This window comes from Phenylobacterium sp., assembly GCF_036264965.1.
In the GTDB taxonomy this organism is placed as follows: domain Bacteria; phylum Pseudomonadota; class Alphaproteobacteria; order Caulobacterales; family Caulobacteraceae; genus Phenylobacterium.
The window spans coordinates 108,299-127,531 of record NZ_DATAPY010000039.1 but is presented as its reverse complement, the minus strand read 5'-3'; the positions used below and the strand labels follow the sequence as shown (position 1 = coordinate 127,531).

Sequence of the window (19,233 nt, the reverse complement as noted above, 5' to 3'; positions counted from 1 at the left end):
AACCGCCACGGCCTGGCGGTCGACGGCCTGGTCACCCAGGCCACCGGCTTCGCCGAGCGGGAGGCCACGCTGGCCATGCTGGATCGCAGGCCCGGGCGGCGACGCATCACCCTGGGGGCCGACAAAGCCTACGACGTGCGCAGCTTCATAGGCGACCTGCGCCAGCGCCGGGTCACGCCGCACGTGGCCGTCGACGGCCATGTGCGCCAGACCGGCGAGCCTCGCGGCACGGCGATCGACGCGCGCACCACCCATCATCCCGGCTACGCGGTCAGCCAGCGCTGCCGCAAGCGCATCGAGGAGATCTTCGGTTGGGCCAAGAGCGCGGCGGGCCTGGCGAAGGTGAAGCTGCGAGGCCGCGCCAGGGTCGAGGCGGTCTTCACCCTGGCGCTGGCCGCCTACAACCTGATCCGCCTGCCTAAGCTCCTTGGAGCCGCGGCATGAACGTCCTGGGCAGGTGGCGCATCGTCGAGATGCCGGACTACGACGCCGATTATCCCGACATGATGGAGCCCGCCTACATCCTCTTCGAGGTCCACGGCTCCGGCGAGTTCGCCTTCGGCTGCGTCACCGGCCAGATCTTCAGCGGCGGCGACACCGACGCCGTCGAGTTCTCCTGGTCCGGCAACGACGAAATGAACGAGGCCGAGGGCGACGGATGGGCCGAACTCCAGCCCAACGGCGCCCTCAAGGGGCAAATCTGCTTACACGGCGGCGATGAAGCCAACTTCACCGCACGCCGCGTGACTTCTTCAACAGCCTGCTAGCGCCGGCCGCCGCGGTCGCGCAGCTGGATGAGATCATCCGGCGACAGCCGCTCGCCGCCCTGGTTCGCGACGCGGATGAAGCCCGCGCTGATCCCGTGGTCGCGCAGGCGCTGGAGCTGGTCGACGCTGAGGCCGTCGTAGCCCATGGCGTGCAGTTCGCCGACGAAGCCGCCGCTCACGCCGTGATCGCGCAGCCGCACCAGATCGTCGGGCTTCAGGCCGGAATAGCCCGCCTGCTTCAATTCGCCGATGTAGGTCGTGCTGACCCCATGGTCGCGCAGGCGCTGCAGGTCGTTGGCGGCAAGGCCGGAGTAGCCGTAATCCTTCAGCGCAGTGACATAGCGGGCCGTGACGCCATGATCGCGCATCTTCACCAGGGTCGCGACGTCGCCGAACCGGTAGCCGGCGGCGTTCATGGCCAGGAGCGACTTGAGGCCTGCGCCGTGGATGGCGGCGCGCGCCAGATCGTTGGCGCTCGGCGTCGCATAGGCTTCGCGCTTCAGCTCGTCGAGGTAGGCGAAGCCGACGTCGTTCATCGCCATCTGGAACTGCTGATAGGGCTCCAGCCCGCCGCTGACGCCGCGCTTGGCCAGCGCCGCCGGGAAGGCCGGGTTGGCGACATAGATACAGGTCCCGACGCCGCGCCCTTCGCCGACCACGCCCTTGCAGTTGAAGTCGCCGGCGTCGTGGCGGATGGCGAAGGTCACCGGTTGGCCGGCGCTGGCGAGCTGGCCTTCGGTCACACCGGACAACATGGAAAGCGGCACGTTCTCGCCCATCATCGAGGAATGGTGCTCGCTGTGGTAGCCGAGCTCGAAGGCGATCTGGCCGGTTGTGTCCTTGGCGTCGGCCGGACGGATCAGCCAATCGAGCGAGGCGGGGACGTCCTGTGAGATCGCATCCCAGGCGGTCATGCTGGGCAGGGCCGGCGGCGCGGGCGGGGCAGGGGGCGCCGGCGGAGCGCCTGCCAGGGCCAGGACGGTTGCGGCGACCAGGGTGGCGGCGTTCAACATCGTGCGGTCATCCAGCGGCGGCGCAAGCGGATGCGCGGCCCGTCCTTTGGCGCAGGATGGGAGCCGCCAGCGGCTCCGCCGTCACGTTAATTCGTGGACAGGATCACAAGCGGTCGCCGCCCAGCCGACGGCGTGGCGTCTAGATCGAGAAGCTGACGCCGCAGCCGCAGCTGGACTTGGCGTTGGGGTTGCGGACCTTGAACTCGGCCCCGGCCAGTTCGTCCACGAAATCGATTTCCGAGCCCTTCAGCAGGGCCAGCGACATCTCGTCGACCACCGCCGCAGCGCCGTCGCGCTCGATCGTCAGGTCGTCGGGCTCCGTCGCCTCGACCAGGTCGAATCGGTATTGGAAGCCCGAGCAGCCGCCGCCTTCGACCGCCACGCGCAGCATCAGCGTCTTGCCCTCGGCCTTGCCGATGGCGTGGATGCGTTGCGCGGCCGATGTGGAAAGGGTGAGTTCGGTGCTGGTCATCATGATTAGACGAATGAAACGCCTGAACTATATGTGGATGCGAGCGGCTTCGACCAAGGGGCTGTCATATAGATGGATTTGATGGCCGCCACGATCCCGACCAAGGCTCCTTACGCCGAAGACGCCTCGAAGTCCCGCGGCCGCAAGGTCGCGGAGTCCGAGAGCGCGACGCGGACACCCTTCGCCCGCGACCGTGACCGGATCATCCACGCCACGGCTTTCAGAAGGCTGAAGGAGAAGACCCAGGTCTTCGTGGCCCACGAGGGCGACCACTTCCGAACCCGCCTGACCCACAGCCTGGAAGTGGCGCAGATCGCCCGCTCTCTGGCCACGGCGTTGGGCCTGGACGCCGACCTCGCCGAGACCATCGCGCTGGCCCACGACCTTGGCCATCCGCCCTTCGGTCACGCCGGCGAGGATGAGCTGCAGGTCCAGATGACCAGCTTTGGCGGCTTCGACCACAATGTGCAGACGTTCAGGGTGGTCACCAAGCTGGAGCGCCGTTACCCGCGCTTCGAAGGCCTGAACCTCACCTGGGAAACCCTTGAGGGGATCATCAAGCACAACGGGCCGGTGGTGGATAAGCTCGAAAAGCCCTCCTGGAGCGCCATCGCCGAGTTCGACGCGGAATACGACCTAAAGCTCGGCGGCTGGGCCTCGGCGGAAGCGCAGGTCGCCGCGCTTGCGGACGACATCGCCTACAACAACCACGACGTGGACGACGGCGTGCAGGCCGGGCTCTTCAACCTGGACGAACTGCGCTCGATCCCGCTGATCGGGCCGCATGTGGCCAGCGCGGTGGCCGACTATCCGGAGGTCGATGCGGGCATCCTGCGGCTTGAGGCCGTGCGAAGGATGATCGGGGCCATGGTCGACGACGTGCTGACCGAGACCCGCCGCCGCACCGATAAGGACCGGGTTGGCTCGTCCGAGGATGTGCGCAACCTGGACCATGCCCTGGTGGCCTTCTCCCGCGACATGGTCGAGGACCTGGGCGCGCTGCGGGCCTTCCTGATGGAGCGGATGTACCGCCATTGGAAGGTCAACCGCACCCGCAGCCAGGCCCGGCGGATGCTGGCCGAGATGTTCCAGCTGTTTCTCGCCGAGCCCGACGTCCTGCCGGCGGAATGGTACGGCCGCACGCAGGGGCGCAACGAGGCCGGCGTGGCCCGCGTGGTCTGCGACTACGTCGCCGGCATGACCGACCGCTACGCCATCGAAGAGCACCGCAAGCTCTTCCACCTGGATTCGCTGAACTAGCGGCGCGTCAGAGGTAGGACGGCAGGGAGCCGTAGAACTGCTCCACCCCAGTGGTCAGCGCGCTGACCATCTCGCGCTCGGCGGGCGTGGTGTAGGGGTTCCAGATATCGAAGATCAGCACCGCGCGGGCCTCGCCGGAGTCATTCCAGGCCTCGTGTTCGATGGTGTCGTCGAAGACGAAGGCCTTGCCGGGCTCCCACTGACGGGTTTCGGCGCCGACCCGGAAACCGCAGCCGGGCGGCACGATCAGCGGCAGGTGGCAGATCAGGCGTGCGTTGTTCACGCCGGTATGCGGCGGAATCCGCGTGCGCGGCTCCAGAATCGAGAACACCGCCGTGGGCGCCGAACCCGGCAGTTCGCACTTCGGCCAGGCGCTGAGCGCGGCCACGGTCTTCGGGCAGCGGGCCATGTTCTCGGCGATCTGCTCGCCGGCCTTCCACAGATAGAAGACGCCCCAGCTGCGCGAATTGTTCAGCGCGCGCCATTTCTCGTCCGGCGTAGCCTGCAGCGCGATGTAGGGCTCCAGCACCTGATTGCCGTCCGCCAGGACGCCGATCAGCTCCTCGCGGATGTCGTCGGTCGCCGCCTCGATCTCATCGAGCCAGGGGAATTCGTCGCGCGGGAAGAACTCGATGGCCGGCAATTCGGGCACATAGAGGAAGGTCGGCTGCGGTCGGTGGACGCGGCGTTTCTGCAGGAAGGTGGCCAGCGACTTGTCGAAGCGCGCCATGGACTCGCCCGGGTGCTGGGCTCGAGCGTCGCGAAGATGGGTTTCGAGGAAGCTTTCCAAGGCGCGGGCGTTGGCATCGACGACCCTGCGGGCATGGTCGAGGATCGGCCGCATGTCGGCAGGAATCTGGGTCCCCGGCGGGATCAGCATCAGGGCCTTGCGATAGGTCGCCGCCGCGGCGCGGTCGTCGCGGCGATGCTCGTGCAGGGCGGCGGCCTGGAGGAGGGCGCGCATGTTGGTTGGCTCAGCCGCCAGCACGCGGTCCAGCGCTGCCAGCTCCTCGTCGCGGCGGTCGAGGTTGCGCAAGGCCGTGGCCAGGTTCAGCAGGAACGCCGGGTTCTCCGGATCGGCCTTCAGCGCCTCCTCCAGCACCGCCAGGCCGCCGGAGGCGTCGCCGGCCAGCAACCGGCGCTTGCCGATCTCGTTCAGCACCAGCGGATGGCCGGGCGCTGCGTTCTCCGCCTGGCGCACCAGCCGCTCGGCGTCATAGGGCCGCCCCGCCGCGGCGGCCTGCGCCGCCCCGCCGATCAGCTCTCGAATGCGTTGGTCCTGGGACGTGGTCACGTGCGGCTCGGCTCGCCTCATGCGCAGGGTTGAAGCCGCCCTGCAGGGCGGCCGGATTGCACGCCTTACATTTCTTATGTGTTTCTGATGCCCCAGGCTCCGCCTGGGCGCCGGTCTTGCGACGAACGGACCGTGCGGCGCGCCCAACTTCCGGCATGGTCTACACACAGAAATCGGCGGGTAGGGCGGTTGGACGGGCGCGGGCTCGGCTAGACTGCCGCCTCCAGCGCGCGATTCGGCGATCCGGACGCGCCACCAGCGGGAGCCTTCGATGTCCGATCATGAGCGCGGCGCCTATACGCCGCCCACCGACGCGCCGCTGAGCTTCGACGCCCGCCAGCCGGTGCGCGGCTCGCGGCCGCTGCCCTTCACCCTGATCATCTCGATCCTGGTGCTGGCGGGCCTGGCGGTGGCGATCTTCATTTTCTACCGCTCCGGCGTGCGCCAGGCCGGCCAGCCGCCGCAGGCTGTGGGCGCGCCCGTCGGCGGCATGAAGGCGCCGCCGCCCGCCGAGGCCCAACCGCAGGATCCCGCCGCGGGCTTGCAGATCTACAAGACCGAGGGCGGCAAGTCTGATGGGGCGATCTCGCCGCAGTTCACCGCGCCGCCGGAGCAGCCGCAGGCCCGGCCGCAAGCCGCAGCGCCCGCCGTTGTCGTGACCCCGGCCGCGCCCGCCGCGCCGGCCCAACCCGCGCCGACCCTGCGGCCGTCGATCCCGGCCGCGCCGCCCGCCGCCGCGACACCGGCCGCGCCGCAGAAGCCTGAGCCCCCGGCCGCCAAACCTGCGCCTGCGCCCAAGACCGAGGCCCCCGCGCCTAAGCCCGCGCCGGTCGTGAAGGCCGCGCCGCCGCCGGCCGCCAAGCCTGCGCCCGCCAAACCCGAGGCCAAAGCCGCTGCGCCGGCTCCCGCGCCCGCCGCCAAGGCGCCTGCCGGCGTCGCCGCCGTGCAGATCGGCGCCTTCTCCTCGCAGGCCCTGGCCGACAAGGGCTGGAGCGACGCCGCCGGCATCGCGCCCGGCGCCGCGGCAGGTAAAGGCAAGTTCGTCGAGAAGGTCGACAAGGACGGCAAGACGCTGTTCCGCACCCAGGTGACCGGCTTTGCCAGCCGCGCCGACGCCTCGGCGTTCTGCGACAAGCTGAAGGCCGCCGGGAAGGCCTGCTTCGTCAAGTGAGCACCACGGCAGCCATCCTCGGCTGTTCCGGCCCGATCCTCTTGGCCGAGGAGCGGACCTTCTTCCGGCGGGTGAAGCCCTGGGGCTTCATCCTGTTCAAGCGCAATGTCGAGACGCCGGATCAGGTTCGCGCGCTGGTGGACGCCCTGCGCGACACCGTGGGGCGACCTGACGCCCCTGTGCTGATCGACCAGGAAGGCGGGCGCGTTCAGCGCCTCGGCCCGCCGCACTGGGGCCGCTATCCGCCGGGCCGCGCCTTTGGCGACCTGAGCGGCAACGATCCCCTGGTGCGGCGTGAAATCACCCGGCTAGGCGCGCGCCTGATGGCGCATGACCTGGCGGCGCTCGGCATCAACGTCGACTGCGTGCCGGTGCTCGACGTGCCGGACCCCTCCGGGCACGAGATCATCGGCGACCGCGCCTACGGCAATACCGCCGAGGAGGTCGCCCTGCTGGGCCGGGCCGCCGCCGAGGGCTTGATCGCCGGCGGGGTGCTGCCGGTGATCAAGCACATCCCCGGCCACGGCCGCGCCATGGCCGACAGCCACCTGGAGTTGCCGATGGTGGACGCCAGCTTCGAAGACCTGGACAGCCGCGACTTCGCGCCGTTCCGTGTGCTCTCCGACATGCCCATGGCGATGACCGCGCATGTGATCTATTCCGCCATCGACAGGAAACGCCCGGCGACCACGTCCAGGAAGGTCATGCGCCGGGTGGTCCGCGGCGCGATCGGCTTCGACGGGCTGGTGATGAGCGACGATCTCTCCATGAAAGCGCTGAGCGGCGACTTCGCCGAGCGGGCCGCGACCAGCCGCGCGGCCGGCTGCGACGTGGTCCTGCACTGCAATGGCGACATGGCCGAGATGAAGCCGGTGGTGAAGGCCGCGGGCGAGCTGAAGGGCCGCGCGGCCGTGCGCGCCAAAGCCGCCTTGGCCAGGCTCGCCAAGACGCCGGAACCTTTCGACGCCGCCGAGGCCCGGGCGCGGTTCGATGCAGCCTTCGACGGGAGGTTCGCCGCATGATCCTACTTCGCCAAGGCTCCGAAGGATGAGCGGCGGTTTCCAGCCCAGCCTCGACTTCGCGGCCGCGGCCAACGCCGCCGAGGACGGCGAGGCCCTGATCGTCGACATCGACGGCTATGAAGGCCCGCTGCACGTCCTCCTGGCGCTCGCCCGCAGCCAGAAGGTCGACCTTCTGCAACTGTCGATCCTGAAGCTGGCCGAGCAGTACCTGGCCTTCGTTCAGCAGGCCCGCCGGGCGCAGTTCTCGCTGGCCGCCGACTATCTGGTGATGGCCTCGTGGCTCGCCTACCTGAAGTCGCGCCTGCTGCTGCCGAAGCCCGAACAGCCCAAGGGCGACGAGGCGCCGGCCGAGGAAATCGCCGCACGGTTGGCCTTCCGGCTGGCCAAGCTCGACGCCATGCGCGACGCCGCCGAGGGCCTGCGCACCCGCCCGCAACTTGGCCGCGACGTCTTTGACCGCGGCGACCCGCAGGCGATCAAGGTGGTCCCGTCCGGACGTATCGAGGGCGACCTTTACAGCCTGATGAGCGCCTACATCGCCCAGCGCACCAAGCAATCCAATCAAACCTACACGCCGGCCACGCCCAAGGCCTATCCGCTGGAGGAGGCGCGCGACCGCCTGCGCCGCCTGTTGCCGGAGCTCGACCGCTGGACCCCGCTGGCCGGCGTCGCGCCCATGGGGCCGCCGGGGCCGGGCGACGAGGGACGGCCCGGTCGGGCGTCCTTCCTGGCCTCGACCCTCTCGGCCAGCCTGGAGCTGGTGAAAGAGGGCGCGCTGGAGGCCCGGCAGTTGGAGGCCTTCGCCGATATCTATCTGCGGACCCGTAAGGCCGGCGCGGCGTGAGCGACCCGGCCGACACCGAGCGCGAGGTCGAGGCGCTGCTGTTCGCCGCCGCCGGCCCCTTGAGCGATGCGGACCTCGCCAAGCGCCTGCCGGAGGGCGCGGACGTGGCCGCCGCCATCGAGGCTCTGCAGGCGCGCTACGAGAGCCGGGGCGTCGAACTGGTCTGCGTGGCCGGGCGCTGGCGATTCCAGACGGCGCAGGACCTCGCCTGGCTGATGACCGATGAGCGCGACGAGCCGCGACGCCTCTCGAAAGCCGCCCAGGAGACCCTGGCGATCATCGCCTATCACCAGCCGGTCACCCGAGCCGAGATCGAGGCGGTGCGCGGCGTGCAGGCCAGCAAGGGCACGCTGGACGTGCTGCTGGAGCTGGGCCTCGTGCGGATGCGCGGCCGCCGCCGCACGCCGGGCCGGCCGATCACCTACGGCACGACCGACGCCTTCCTGGAGCACTACGGCCTGGCCAGCGTCGGCGATCTGCCCGGCGCGGCGGAGATGCGCGCCGCGGGCCTGCTGTCGCTGGACCTGCCCGCCGACTTCGCCGTGCCCGATCCCAATGCGCTGGGCGCCGACGAGGACCCGCTGGACCCCGGCGATGCGCCGGAATTCCACACGGACTACCTGGGCGAGGAGACGGCCTGATTGTCGCGTGGCGCGTCGTGACGAGACCGATTATATAGCCACTTAGCTGATGTCGCCGGGGGCGCGACGGGTTTGGAGTTTTCGACGCGATGGGCGCTCTTTCGATCTGGCACATTCTGGCGATCGTCGTCGTCGTGGCCCTGCTGTTCGGCGGGCGCGGGCGCATCTCCGGCATCATGGGCGATACAGCCAAGGGCATCAAAGCCTTCCGCGAGGGCCTGAAGGGCGAGGAAGAGGCGCACGAGGAAGAGCCGGCGCCGCCGGCCAAGCCGCTGCCGAAGACGGCCGCCAAATCGACCGCCAAGACGGCGTCCGCGACCCGCGCGAAGTCCAAGGCCTGAAGCCGTCTTTCAGACGCGTTTCCTCTGCGCCTGAAACCGCGCTAAGCCACCGCCATGTTTCCTGAAGGGCGCGTCTTCGAATTCCTGATCGCCGCGGTCGTGGCGCTCATTGTCGTGGGTCCGAAGGACCTGCCGGTCCTGCTGCGCAAGTTCGGGCAGTTCATGGCCCGCGTGCGCGCCATGGCCGCCGAGTTCCGCGCCAGCTTCGACGAGATGGCCCGCCAGTCGGAGCTCGACGAGTTGCGCAAGGAGGTTGAGGCCATGCGCCTGGGCCAGCTGGCCGACATGTCGACCCACGCGCCCGAGATGAACCAGACCTTCGACGAGATCAGCCAGGGCCTGTCGGACGTGGGCGTGCAGCTGAATTCGCCCGCCGCCTATCCCTACACGCCCGCGCAGACCGAGCACGTCGAGATGACGGAGCTCGCCAAGCCGAAACGGGTCCGCAAGACGCCGGCCAAGGGTGCGGCCGCAAAGACGGCTCCGAAGACCAAAGTCGCCGCGGCCAAGTCGGCTGCGCCGAAGAAGGCGGTCGCGGCCAAGACCCCTGCCGCCAAGGCCGTCCCGAAAGCGGCGGCCCCGAAGCCCGCCACTAAGGCCAAGCCAGCCGCGCCCAAGGCGGCCGCCGCCAAGCCGCGGACCCGCAAGGCGGCCGCCTCGTGAGCGACGCGCATGACGACGAGATCGAGGACTCGCGCGCGCCGCTGCTCGATCACCTGGTCGAGCTGCGCTCGCGGCTGATCACCTGCGTGATCGCGCTGTTCCTGGGGTTCGCCGTCTGCTTCGCCTTTTCGCAGCCTCTACTCGTCCTCATGGTGCATCCCTACACCATCGCTCAAGGCCTGGTGGCGGTGCGGGCCAAGGCTCCTCCCGAAGGTCTCGGCTTCATGGCGGGCCTCATCAACGCCTGGACGGGCGCGCAGGACATGTTCCTGGTCCTGATCGGCAAAAACGTGGCTCCCGTGGCGCCCGCGGCCACCGACTTGATCTCTACTGCGCCGCTGGAAATCTTCTTCACCAAGGTGAAGCTGGCTGCGGTGGGCGCCGTGGCGTTGAGCTTCCCGGTGCTGGGCCAGCAAATCTACGCCTTCGTGGCGCCGGGGCTCTACAAGAAGGAACGCCGCGCCTTCCTGCCATTCCTGATCGCTTCGCCCGTGCTGTTCGTGGCCGGAGCAGCGCTTGTCTACTTCATGATCCTGCCGTTCGTGATGTGGTTCGCCCTGCACCAGCAGATTGTCGACGGGCCGATCTCGGTGCGGCTGATGTCGAAGATCTCCGACTATTTCGACCTAGTGACGGCGCTGCTGCTGGCCTTCGGCCTCTGCTTCCAGCTCCCCGTGATCCTGGCCCTGCTCGGCATGGCCGGCCTGGTGACGTCCAAGATGCTGATGGCTGGTTGGCGCTACGCGGTCGTTGGCGTCGTCGTCGTGGCCGCGATCATCACCCCGCCGGACCCGATCAGCCAGATCCTGCTCTCGGTGCCGATCGTGGGGCTCTATTTCGTCTCGGTCGGGTGCGTGTGGCTCATCGAACTTCGCCGCAAGAAGGACGACACCGCGGCGGCGTGAGCCTTGGCCTGGGCGACAACGCGCTCTAGAGAAGCCGCTTCCGCCGCAACCTAGCGCCCTCGAACCCTAGCGACTGCCATGCACGATATCCGAACCCTGCGCGAAAACCCCGAGCCCTACGTCAAAGGCTGGGACGCGAAGGGGCTGTCCGGTTCGGCGCAGGTCGCCCAGATTCTGGACCTCGATACGAAGCTGCGCACCGCCCAGACCGGCTGGCAGACCGCCCAGGCCGAGCGCAACGACGCCTCCAAGAAGATCGGCCACGCCAAGGCTGCCAAGGACGAGACCGAGGCCCAGCGCCTGATGGCCCAGGTCGAGGCGCTGAAGGCGAAGCTGGACGCCGAGGGCGAGGCCGAGAAGGCCGCCGCCCAGGCGCTGAACGATCTGCTTGCCAGTCTGCCCAACATCCCCGCGCCGGACGTCCCACCGGGGGCGGACGAGCACGCCAACGTCGAGGTCCGCCGCTGGGGCGCCCCCTTCGCCATCGCTAGGCCGCGGGACCACGTCGACCTGGGCGAGGGGCTGGGCCTGATGGATTTCGAGGCCGCCGCGCGGATGAGCGGCGCCCGCTTCGTCGTGCTGAAGGGCGAACTGGCCCGGCTGGAGCGCGCGCTCGGTCAGTTCATGCTGGACGTCCAGACCCGCGAGCACGGCTATCTGGAGGTCTCGCCGCCCTTGATGGTCCGCACCGAGGCCATGTTTGGCACCGGGCAGATGCCGAAGTTCGGCGACGATCAGTTCATGGCGGTGCCGGGCCTGAATACCGCCGAGAGCTTCCGCACCGCGGAGGGGCCGATCGAGGCGCTGCCGGACGTCCGCTGGCTGATCCCCACCGCCGAGGTCTCGCTGACCAATCTGGTGCGCGAGCAGATCACCGCGGAGGAGGAACTGCCGCTGCGGCTCACCGCCTTGACGCCCAGCTTCCGCGCCGAGGCCGGCGCCTCGGGTCGCGACACCCGGGGCATGATCCGCCAGCACCAGTTCTACAAGGTCGAGCTGGTCTCGATCACCACGCCGGACCAGTCCGAAGCCGAGCACGAGCGGATGGTGGGTTGCGCCGAGGCCATCTTGAAGCGTCTGGAGCTGCCGTTCCGCACCATGCTGCTCTGCGCCGGCGACATGGGCTTCGGGGCCCGGAAGACCTACGACTTGGAGGTCTGGCTGCCGTCCGAGGGCCGCTACCGCGAGATCAGCTCCTGCTCCAACTGCGGGGACTTCCAAGCCCGGCGCATGGACGCGCGCACCAAATCGGCCGGCGAGAAGGGCACGCGGTTCGTCCATACGCTCAACGGCTCCGGCCTGGCGGTCGGCCGCACCCTGGTGGCGCTGATGGAGAACTACCAAGACGAGGACGGCCGCATCGCCATCCCGCAGGCCCTGCACCCCTATCTTCCGGGGCTCACGCACATTGGGGGCAAAGCGGCTTGAGGATCCTGCTGACCAACGACGACGGGATCCATGCCGAGGGGTTGACCGCGCTGGAGCGGATCGCGGCCAAGCTCTCGGACGACGTCTGGATCTGTGCGCCGGAGGCCGAGCGGTCGGGCGCCAGCCGCGCGCTGACGCTCACCGATCCGATCCGGGTGCGCGAATATGGCCCGCGGCGGTTCTCCACCAGCGGCACGCCCACGGACTGCGTGATGCTGGGGATCAGCGAGCTAGTGACGGGCAAGAAGCCCGATCTGGTGCTTTCCGGGGTCAACCGCGGCGTGAACCTGGCCGAGGACGTGACCATGTCCGGCACCGTGGCCGGCGCCATCGAGGCCATGGCCATGGGCGTGCCCGGGATCGCGCTGTCGCAGGGTGGCTTCTATGAGGGAGCCACAGGTTACGCCGCGGCCGAGGCCTTCGCGCCGGGGATCATCAAGCGGCTGCTGGAGGTGGGCTGGCCCTCCGACGTGATCATGAACCTGAATTTCCCCAACCGGCCGCTGGAGGAGATCACCGAGGTCGAGGTGACCCGCCAGGGCTTCCGCGACGCCCATGTGCGGATGGCCGAGAAGCGCACCGACCTGCGTGGCCGCGAATACTTCTGGGTGGGATACAGGCAGGAACGGTCGAAACCGGACGCAGGCACCGACCTTCGCGCCTTCTACGACGGCAAAATCTCCGTGACCCCGCTGCATATCGATCTCACCCACGCCGAGTCAGTGCACAAGCTTCGTGGCGTTCTGGGTGGGCCGCCGCCCCATGTTTGATCTCGCCAGGGCTTGAGAATGGCGAAGAAAGACGACGACACGGCTGAGACGCGGCTGGCCCGCCTGATCCTCGCCCTGCGATCGCAAGGGGTGAGCGAGCCCGCGGTGCTGGGCGCCATCGAGACCACGCCGCGCGAGGCCTTCACGCCAGACCTGTTCAAGGACCGCGCCTTCGAAGATAGCGCCCTGCCGATCGCCTGCGGCCAGACCATCAGCCAGCCGTTCATCGTCGGCCTGATGACCCAGGCGCTGAAGGTCGACAAGCGCGACCGGGTGCTGGAGATCGGCACCGGGTCCGGCTACCAGACCACGATCCTCTCCAAGCTCTCACGGCTGGTCTACACGGTGGAGCGCTATCGGACGCTGATGCGCGAGGCGGAGGCGCGGTTCAAGGCGCTGGGCCTGACCAACGTGATCACCCGCTTCGGCGATGGCGGCGAGGGCTGGCCCGAGCAGGCGCCGTTCGACCGCATTATGGTCACAGCCGCCGCGTCTGATGAGCCGACGGCCTTGCTGGCCCAATTGAAACCCAATGGCATATTGGTAGCGCCGATCGGCAAGGGGCCGGTGCAGAGCCTCAAGCGCTATACAGGCGACGGAAAAGGGGGGTTCACCATCGAGGCGCTGACCGACGTACGGTTCGTGCCCCTGCTCGACGGGGTGGCGAAAGAACTTTGACCAAGACAAGCAAGAGGCTTGCGGCGGCTTTGCGGGTTGGCGCGGTGGGGCCGGTTAACCCATCATCAACCGTGACGCCCCGACTCATGCCCAAATACAATCCGGAGCGGCGATGACGCATTTCCTGCAGCGATCGACCCTGATCCTTCTGGCCACGACCGTGCTTTGCACGGGGCCGGCGCTTGCCAAGACGGCGCATAAGGCCGCGGCGGACGCCGCGCCGACGGCGGCCAACGGCAAGATCGTGACGCTCAAGGGCGAACGAGGCGCCTATGTGGTCAAGAAGGGCGATACGCTCGAGAAGATCGCCGACAAGCTCGACACCACCGTCGCCGAGCTGATGAGCGCCAATGGCCTGAAGAAGACCTCGGTCCTGCAACCGGGCGACGTCGTCAAGGGCCCGCCCGTCACCAAGAAGGCCTATGTGGTGGCCAAGGGCGACACGGTCTTCTCGATCGCCAAGCGCTTCCACGTCAGCGTCGACGAGCTGCGTCAGGAAAACGACCTCACGGCCAAGACCTCGATCCGGCCGGGCCAGCAGATCCGCCTCCCGGCGGACTACAAGGCGCCCGCCGTCGAGGCCGCCGACGACCAGCCGGACGACAAGGCCGCCGACGCTACGGCCTCCAAGGGCGCCAAGGGCCGTAAGGGCAAAGGCGCCGCCGAGCCGGCGGAGAGCAGCGGCGCCGCGCCGGACCGCTCCGCCCAGGGCACGGTAGTCACTCGCGAAGCCAAGGGTGAGAGCTACAAGGTCAAGAAGGGCGACACGATCGCCAAGGCCGCCGACAAGCTCGACACCGATGTCGGGACGCTGAAGCGCCTGAACCATCTGAAAGGCAATGCGGTGCACGCCGGACAGGTGCTGCGCGGCCCGAGCTTCGCCGAGCATTTCTACACCGCCCAGCCCGGCGATACGCTCGCCAGTATCGCCCAGCGGTTCGGGGTCAGCGTCGCCAGCCTGCGCGCCGAGAACGAGCTCTCCAAGCGAGTGCTGTCGGTGAAGTCGGGTCAGAAGGTCTTCCTGCCGGACGGCTATCACGATCGGAACGCCCCGGCCGAATTGCGCCCGTCGATCCGCTATCCGCAGCCCTATGTCCCTGGCGGCCGCGAAGAGCCGACCCTGCCGGCCCATCCGATTCCCTACGCGCCGCCCGGCGGCCAGGCTCCGCCCTCGGTGACGCCCTCAACGCCCGGGCCGACGGACGCGCAGATCTCGCAGATGGGCAAGGGGCGCTTTACCTGGCCGATCACCGGGGCGATCCTCTCGGACTTCGGCCCCAAGACCGGCGGCCAGCGCAACGACGGCATCAACATCCAGGCCGAGGCCGGCGCGCCGGTGCGCGCCTCCGCCGACGGCGACGTGGTCTATGCCGGCGATCAGGTCCCGGGCTTCGGCAACCTGGTGCTGATCAAGCACGCCGACGGCTGGGCCACGGTCTATGCGCACCTCTCGCGCATCGACGTGAAGAACCAGCAGAAGGTCACTCAGGGCCAGCAGGTCGGCCAAGCCGGCAATACGGGCGGCGTGCCGGAGCCGCAGGTCCACTTCGAAGTGCGCTACACTCCAAGCCCGACGGACCGCGCCCGCTCGATCGACCCGAAGCTGGTCCTGCCGCCGAAGAACTAGAGCGGCAGGGGTTTCCCGAGCTCGCCCGCCAGGTCGCGGATGAACTGCCAGGCGACGCGGCCTGACCGCGCGCCGCGCAGCTGCGCCCACTGGAGCGCGCGGCGGTCCAGATCGGCCGCCTTCAGGCCATAGCGCTTTGCATAGCCCTGCACGGCGGCCAGGTAGGTCGCCTGGTCCATGGGCGGGAAGCCGATCCACAGGCCGAAGCGGTCGGAGACGCTGACCTCCTCCTCGGCGTCCTCGGCGGCGGCGACCAGGCCGCGGTCCTCTTGGTGACCGCGCGGCATCAGGTGGCGGCGGTTGGAGGTGGCGGCGAACAGCACATTGGCCGGCGGCCCGCTGACGCCGCCTTCCAGCGCTGACTTCAAGGCCTTGGCGGCGTCCGCGCCCTCCTCGAAGGATAGGTCGTCACAGAGCACCACGAACCGTTCGGACCGCGCGCGCAGGACGTCGAACAGGGCGGGGAGCTGCGTGACCTGATCGCGGTCCACCTCGACCAGCTTCAGATCGGCGGACTTGGTCGACACATCCATGAAGGCCGCCTTGGCGAGTGAGCTCTTGCCCGTACCGCGTACGCCCCAGAGCAGGGCGTGGTTGTAGGGCAGCCCTGCGGCGAAGCGCTGCAGGTTCTCGACGAACCGTTCCTTCTGCCGGTCGACGCCCACCAGGGCGGCCAAGGGCAGGGGATAGTCCGGCGCGGCGTGGAAGCCGCCGGTCACAGGGTCGTGGCGGAAGAGGCGCGCGGTCGCGAACGCCGGCTCAGCCGCCTTTGTGGGCGCCAGGCGGTCCAGGGCGTCGGCGATCCGCGCCAGCACGGGGTCCAACTCATGTGTCATCGTTGCGACGCTTAACCCGGCCTCCGGCGGCGTTCCATTGCAAATCGGAGGCGCAGCGCATAGCTTCCGCCGACTTCGAGCGGGGGTCTCCAAAAGACCGCCGCCGCACTGTTTTCCGGAGAGTCCATGTTCGCGACCCCAGCCTATGCTCAAGCCCTCGGCGGCGGCGCCCTTGGTGGCGGCGGTCCTATGGACATGCTGGTCCAGTTCCTGCCGCTCGTCGGCCTGGTTGTCCTCTTCTACTTCCTGATGATCCGTCCGCAGCAGCAGCGCATGAAGAAGCACCAGGAGATGCTGGGCGGCCTGAAGCGCGGCGACAATGTGATCCTGTCGTCGGGCGTGCATGGCAAGATCGTGCGCGTCGAAGACGCCGACGTGGGCGTCGAGATCGCGACCGGCGTCACCGTCAAGGTGCGCAAGGGGATGATCTCCGAGGTGCAGGCGCGCGGAACGCCGGCCCCGGCTAACGACGCCAAGACCTGAAGAGCGTCTTCCCCTCATGATGAACCTTGCCCGCTGGAAGGTGATCGTCGTCGTCCTGGCGACGGTGTTCGGCCTCCTGTTCACCCTGCCGAACCTGCTGCCCGCCAAGGTCCGCGACAGTCTGCCGGCCTTCATGCCGCACTCGACGCTGCACCTGGGCCTGGACCTGCAGGGCGGTTCGGACCTGCTCTATTCGGTGGATAGCGCCGCGCTGCGGACCGAGCGCCTCACGAACATGGCCGAGGACATCCGCACCACTTTCCGCGACAAGAATATCGCCTTCACCGACTTGGCGGTCACCAATGGCGAGATCGGGGTTCGCGTCACCGATCCGGCCCAGGTCACCGCCGCGGCCAACGCCTTGCGCGGCACCATCGGCGCGCCTCTCGCCGGCACCACGGGCGGACGAGACGTCACCGTCTCCACCCTGGCCGACCAGCGCATCCGGGTCGCCTTCGTGCCGGAGGCCTTCGATGCGGAGGTCTCCCGCGCCGTGGAGCAGAACATCGAGGTGATCCGTCGCCGGATCGACCAGATGGGCACCAAGGAGCCGGACATCTCCCGTCGCGGCAAGGACCGCATCGACATCCAGGCGGCCGGCGAGAACGACCCCGAGCGGCTGAAGAACGTGATCGGCCAGACTGCGAAGCTCACCTTCCAGATGGTCGATGAGCAGGCCTCGCCGGAAGACCTCGCCGCCGGCCGCATCCCGCCGGGCGACGAAGTGATCCCGTCCACCGATGGCATCCAGCCGCAGTACCTGGTCAAGAAGCGCGCCCCGATCACCGGCGAGATGCTGACCAACGCGCAGCCCGGCTTCGATCAGCAGGGCGGGCTCGGCGCCCTGGTTCAATTCCGGATGAACTCGGTGGGCTCGACCCGCTTCGCCGACATCACCCGCAACAACATCGGCAAGCGCTTCGCCATCGTCCTCGACAAGAAGGTGATCTCGGCCCCGGTCATCAATGGGGTGATCCCGAGCGGATCGGGCCAGATCACCGGCCACTTCACCACCGAAAGCGCCAACGACCTGTCCGTCCTGCTGCGCGCCGGCGCGCTGCCGGCGCCGATGAAGGTCGAGGAGCAGCGGACGGTGGGCGCTGAACTGGGGGCCGACGCCGTCAAGGCCGGCACCACCTCCGCTGTCGTCGGCCTGGTCGCCACCATGGTCTTCATGTTGCTGATCTACGGCGGCCTGTTCGGCGGCATCTCGCTGATCGCGCTGGCGGTCAACGCCCTGATGATCATCGGGGTGATGAGTTTCACCCAAGCGACCCTGACGCTGCCCGGCATCGCAGGCCTGATCCTGACGCTGGCCGTGGCCGTCGACGCCAATGTGCTGATCTATGAGCGGATGCGCGACGAACTGCGCGCCGGGCGCAGCCTGATCGCCTCGATGGAGGCGGGCTTCGCCCGCGCCTGGGGCACCATCTTCGACGCCAACATGACCCACATGTTCTCGGCGGCGATCATGTTCAACATCGGCTCGGGCCCGGTGAAGGGCTTTGCCTGGACACTCTCCATCGGCGTGCTCACCACGGTGTTCTCCGCCGTACTCGTCACCCAAGTTCTTCTGGCCTGGTGGTTCAAAGCCACCCGTCCGAAGACCCTGCCGATCGCTTAGGAGGCCTGGAAAATGAGCTTCTGGCCCCTGATCAAGGTCCTTCCCGTCCGCACCCACTTCCGGTTTGTGCGGTTGGCCCGCGTGTTCGCCACCCTCTCGGTGCTGGCGATCATCGGCTCGCTGTTCCTGACCCTCTATCCGTTCAAGCCGCCGTGCGGCGGCCTCGCCTGCGGCATCGACTTCAAGGGCGGCACGGTGATGGAGATCTCCTCCGCGCCGACCGCCATCGATCCCGCCAAGGTCCACGCGGCCCTGGAGGGGATGGGCGTCACCGACATCAGCGTCCAGACCCTGGGCGCGCCGTCCTCGGCCATGGTCCGTTTCCAGGCCGCGCCGGGCGCGGACATCAGCGCCACGGTCACCCAGGTTCAGAACAAGCTCACCGCCACGCTCGGCAAGGTGAAGTTCGTCTCCACCGATGTGGTCGGCCCGAAGGTCTCCGGCGAGCTGCTCTCGTCGGGCCTGCTGGGTCTTGGCCTCGCGATCCTGGCGATGCTGCTCTACATCTGGTTCCGGTTCGAACTGCAGTTCGGCCTGGGCGCGGTCGCGGCGCTGTTCCACGACGTCTTCCTGACCTTCGGGATGATCGCGGTCCTGCGGATCGAGTTCGACCTGCGCTCGGTGGCCGCCATCCTGACGATCATCGGCTATTCGATGAACGACACGGTCGTGGTGTTCGACCGGTTCCGCGAGAACCTGCGCAAGTACAAGTCCATGCCGCTGGGCGAGGTGATCGACATGTCGATCAACGAGATGCTGACCCGGACAATCATCACCAGCATGACCGCGGTCCTGGCCCTGGTGGCGCTGGCCCTGTTCGGCGGGCCGACGCTCTATGGGCTTTCGGTGATCATGTTGTTCGGCATCGCCATCGGCACCTATTCGTCGATCTACATCGCCGCCCCCGTGATCATGCTCTGGGGCGTCAAGCGCGGCGGCGCCGACGAGCCGGCCGAGCCGCTGAAGCCGCAGACCGTCCGCTAGGGGCGCAGCGCCCGTGGCCCGCGACGCGCCCTCCATCGACGCCTATGGCGACGGCGGCTTCCGCCTGTCCGGCGAGCGGCACGAGGGATCGCTGCTGATCGTCGGTGACAAGGCGCAGGCCTGGCCGGTGAGGAGCCTCGCCGAGCTCACCCTGGAGTCGCTCGCGCCGGTGTTCGAGGCCGGCCGCGCCGAGGTGGAATTCCTGCTGCTCGGCGTGGGCGCGCGCAACGCCCAGCCGCCGCGGGCGATCCGCGAGGCGCTGCTGGCCGCCGGCATGGGCCTGGAGTTCATGGACACGCCCGCCGCCGCCAAACTCTACAATGTGCTGACCTCGGAAGGCCGGCGACTGGCGCTCGCGCTGATCGCCGTCTGATCCGGTTTCCGCCTGCGTCAAAACGCCCTATACCTGA

Annotated in this window: 22 protein-coding genes; 18 read left to right on the top strand and 4 right to left on the bottom strand. The window is 68.6% G+C overall.

The window, feature by feature from the left end; genetic code table 11:
- A partial coding sequence (locus VHS75_RS05830; RefSeq protein WP_329637665.1) for a transposase occupies positions 1 to 444 on the top strand: 444 nt, incomplete at its 5' end.
- On the top strand, positions 441 to 767 hold the full coding sequence (locus tag VHS75_RS05825; RefSeq protein ID WP_329637664.1) for a hypothetical protein: 327 nt from the start codon (positions 441 to 443) through the stop codon (positions 765 to 767). The genes VHS75_RS05830 and VHS75_RS05825, both read left to right, overlap by 4 nt.
- Here the strand turns inward: VHS75_RS05825 and VHS75_RS05820 are convergent.
- Complete coding sequence (locus VHS75_RS05820; RefSeq protein WP_329637663.1) at positions 764 to 1,780, bottom strand: hypothetical protein; 1,017 nt, start codon at positions 1,778 to 1,780, stop codon at positions 764 to 766. The two genes, VHS75_RS05825 and VHS75_RS05820, sit on opposite strands and share 4 nt — an antisense overlap.
- 139 nt (positions 1,781 to 1,919) lie before the next feature.
- A complete protein-coding gene (gene erpA, locus VHS75_RS05815; protein WP_329637668.1) occupies positions 1,920 to 2,252 on the bottom strand; it encodes an iron-sulfur cluster insertion protein ErpA in 333 nt (110 codons plus the stop codon).
- Positions 2,253 to 2,333: 81 nt separating this feature from the next.
- Between erpA and VHS75_RS05810 the strand changes: the two genes are divergently transcribed.
- Entirely contained in the window at positions 2,334 to 3,512 is a 1,179-nt protein-coding gene (locus tag VHS75_RS05810; RefSeq protein WP_329637662.1) for a deoxyguanosinetriphosphate triphosphohydrolase, read from the top strand.
- Between the two features lie 7 nt (positions 3,513 to 3,519).
- On the opposite strand, the gene VHS75_RS05805 is transcribed toward VHS75_RS05810, so the two are convergent.
- Complete coding sequence (locus tag VHS75_RS05805) at positions 3,520 to 4,806, bottom strand: aspartyl/asparaginyl beta-hydroxylase domain-containing protein (RefSeq protein WP_329637661.1); 1,287 nt, start codon at positions 4,804 to 4,806, stop codon at positions 3,520 to 3,522.
- A gap of 271 nt (positions 4,807 to 5,077) precedes the next feature.
- On the opposite strand from VHS75_RS05805, the gene VHS75_RS05800 reads away from it, so the two are divergent.
- The 11 genes from VHS75_RS05800 (at position 5,078) to VHS75_RS05750 (ending at position 14,896) form a co-directional block, all read left to right on the top strand.
- Positions 5,078 to 5,977, top strand: coding sequence for an SPOR domain-containing protein (locus tag VHS75_RS05800; RefSeq protein WP_329637660.1), 900 nt, complete (start codon positions 5,078 to 5,080; stop codon positions 5,975 to 5,977).
- A complete protein-coding gene (gene nagZ / locus VHS75_RS05795; protein ID WP_329637659.1) occupies positions 5,974 to 6,999 on the top strand; it encodes a beta-N-acetylhexosaminidase in 1,026 nt (341 codons plus the stop codon). Before VHS75_RS05800 ends, nagZ begins: the two co-directional genes overlap by 4 nt.
- Positions 7,000 to 7,024: 25 nt before the next feature.
- Complete coding sequence (locus VHS75_RS05790; protein ID WP_329637658.1) at positions 7,025 to 7,843, top strand: ScpA family protein; 819 nt, start codon at positions 7,025 to 7,027, stop codon at positions 7,841 to 7,843.
- Complete coding sequence (scpB, locus tag VHS75_RS05785; RefSeq protein ID WP_329637657.1) at positions 7,840 to 8,484, top strand: SMC-Scp complex subunit ScpB; 645 nt, start codon at positions 7,840 to 7,842, stop codon at positions 8,482 to 8,484. Before VHS75_RS05790 ends, scpB begins: the two co-directional genes overlap by 4 nt.
- Positions 8,485 to 8,573: 89 nt before the next feature.
- Entirely contained in the window at positions 8,574 to 8,825 is a 252-nt protein-coding gene (locus VHS75_RS05780) for a twin-arginine translocase TatA/TatE family subunit (protein ID WP_329637656.1), read from the top strand.
- 54 nt (positions 8,826 to 8,879) lie between these two features.
- On the top strand, positions 8,880 to 9,488 hold the full coding sequence (gene tatB / locus VHS75_RS05775; protein WP_329637655.1) for a Sec-independent protein translocase protein TatB: 609 nt from the start codon (positions 8,880 to 8,882) through the stop codon (positions 9,486 to 9,488).
- A complete protein-coding gene (tatC, locus tag VHS75_RS05770; RefSeq protein WP_329637654.1) occupies positions 9,485 to 10,393 on the top strand; it encodes a twin-arginine translocase subunit TatC in 909 nt (302 codons plus the stop codon). The genes tatB and tatC overlap by 4 nt, the downstream gene beginning before the upstream one ends.
- 78 nt (positions 10,394 to 10,471) lie before the next feature.
- Entirely contained in the window at positions 10,472 to 11,821 is a 1,350-nt protein-coding gene (serS, locus tag VHS75_RS05765) for a serine--tRNA ligase (protein WP_329637653.1), read from the top strand.
- Positions 11,818 to 12,591 (top strand): 5'/3'-nucleotidase SurE, encoded by a 774-nt coding sequence (gene surE, locus VHS75_RS05760; protein WP_329637652.1) that lies wholly within the window; start codon positions 11,818 to 11,820, stop codon positions 12,589 to 12,591. Before serS ends, surE begins: the two co-directional genes overlap by 4 nt.
- An 18-nt stretch (positions 12,592 to 12,609) precedes the next feature.
- On the top strand, positions 12,610 to 13,269 hold the full coding sequence (locus tag VHS75_RS05755) for a protein-L-isoaspartate(D-aspartate) O-methyltransferase (RefSeq protein ID WP_329637651.1): 660 nt from the start codon (positions 12,610 to 12,612) through the stop codon (positions 13,267 to 13,269).
- 112 nt (positions 13,270 to 13,381) lie between these two features.
- Positions 13,382 to 14,896, top strand: a complete 1,515-nt coding sequence (locus VHS75_RS05750; protein ID WP_329637650.1) for a LysM peptidoglycan-binding domain-containing protein — start codon at positions 13,382 to 13,384, stop codon at positions 14,894 to 14,896.
- On the opposite strand, the gene VHS75_RS05745 is transcribed toward VHS75_RS05750, so the two are convergent.
- Positions 14,893 to 15,732 carry an ATP-binding protein gene (locus tag VHS75_RS05745; protein WP_329637649.1) on the bottom strand — a complete coding sequence of 280 codons (840 nt, stop codon included), beginning with the start codon at positions 15,730 to 15,732 and terminating at the stop codon, positions 14,893 to 14,895. The two genes, VHS75_RS05750 and VHS75_RS05745, sit on opposite strands and share 4 nt — an antisense overlap.
- A gap of 126 nt (positions 15,733 to 15,858) precedes the next feature.
- Between VHS75_RS05745 and yajC the strand changes: the two genes are divergently transcribed.
- Genes yajC through VHS75_RS05725 form a run of 4 tightly spaced genes read left to right on the top strand, consistent with a single transcriptional unit; the run spans position 15,859 to position 19,196 of the window.
- Complete coding sequence (gene yajC / locus VHS75_RS05740) at positions 15,859 to 16,215, top strand: preprotein translocase subunit YajC (RefSeq protein WP_329637648.1); 357 nt, start codon at positions 15,859 to 15,861, stop codon at positions 16,213 to 16,215.
- A gap of 16 nt (positions 16,216 to 16,231) precedes the next feature.
- Positions 16,232 to 17,839: a protein translocase subunit SecD gene (gene secD, locus VHS75_RS05735; protein ID WP_329637647.1), complete on the top strand. Its 1,608-nt coding sequence runs from the start codon at positions 16,232 to 16,234 to the stop codon at positions 17,837 to 17,839.
- A 12-nt stretch (positions 17,840 to 17,851) separates the two neighbouring features.
- A complete protein-coding gene (secF, locus tag VHS75_RS05730) occupies positions 17,852 to 18,823 on the top strand; it encodes a protein translocase subunit SecF (protein WP_329637646.1) in 972 nt (323 codons plus the stop codon).
- Positions 18,824 to 18,836: 13 nt separating this feature from the next.
- Positions 18,837 to 19,196: an Mth938-like domain-containing protein gene (locus tag VHS75_RS05725; RefSeq protein WP_329637645.1), complete on the top strand. Its 360-nt coding sequence runs from the start codon at positions 18,837 to 18,839 to the stop codon at positions 19,194 to 19,196.
- Positions 19,197 to 19,233: the final 37 nt, after the last annotated feature.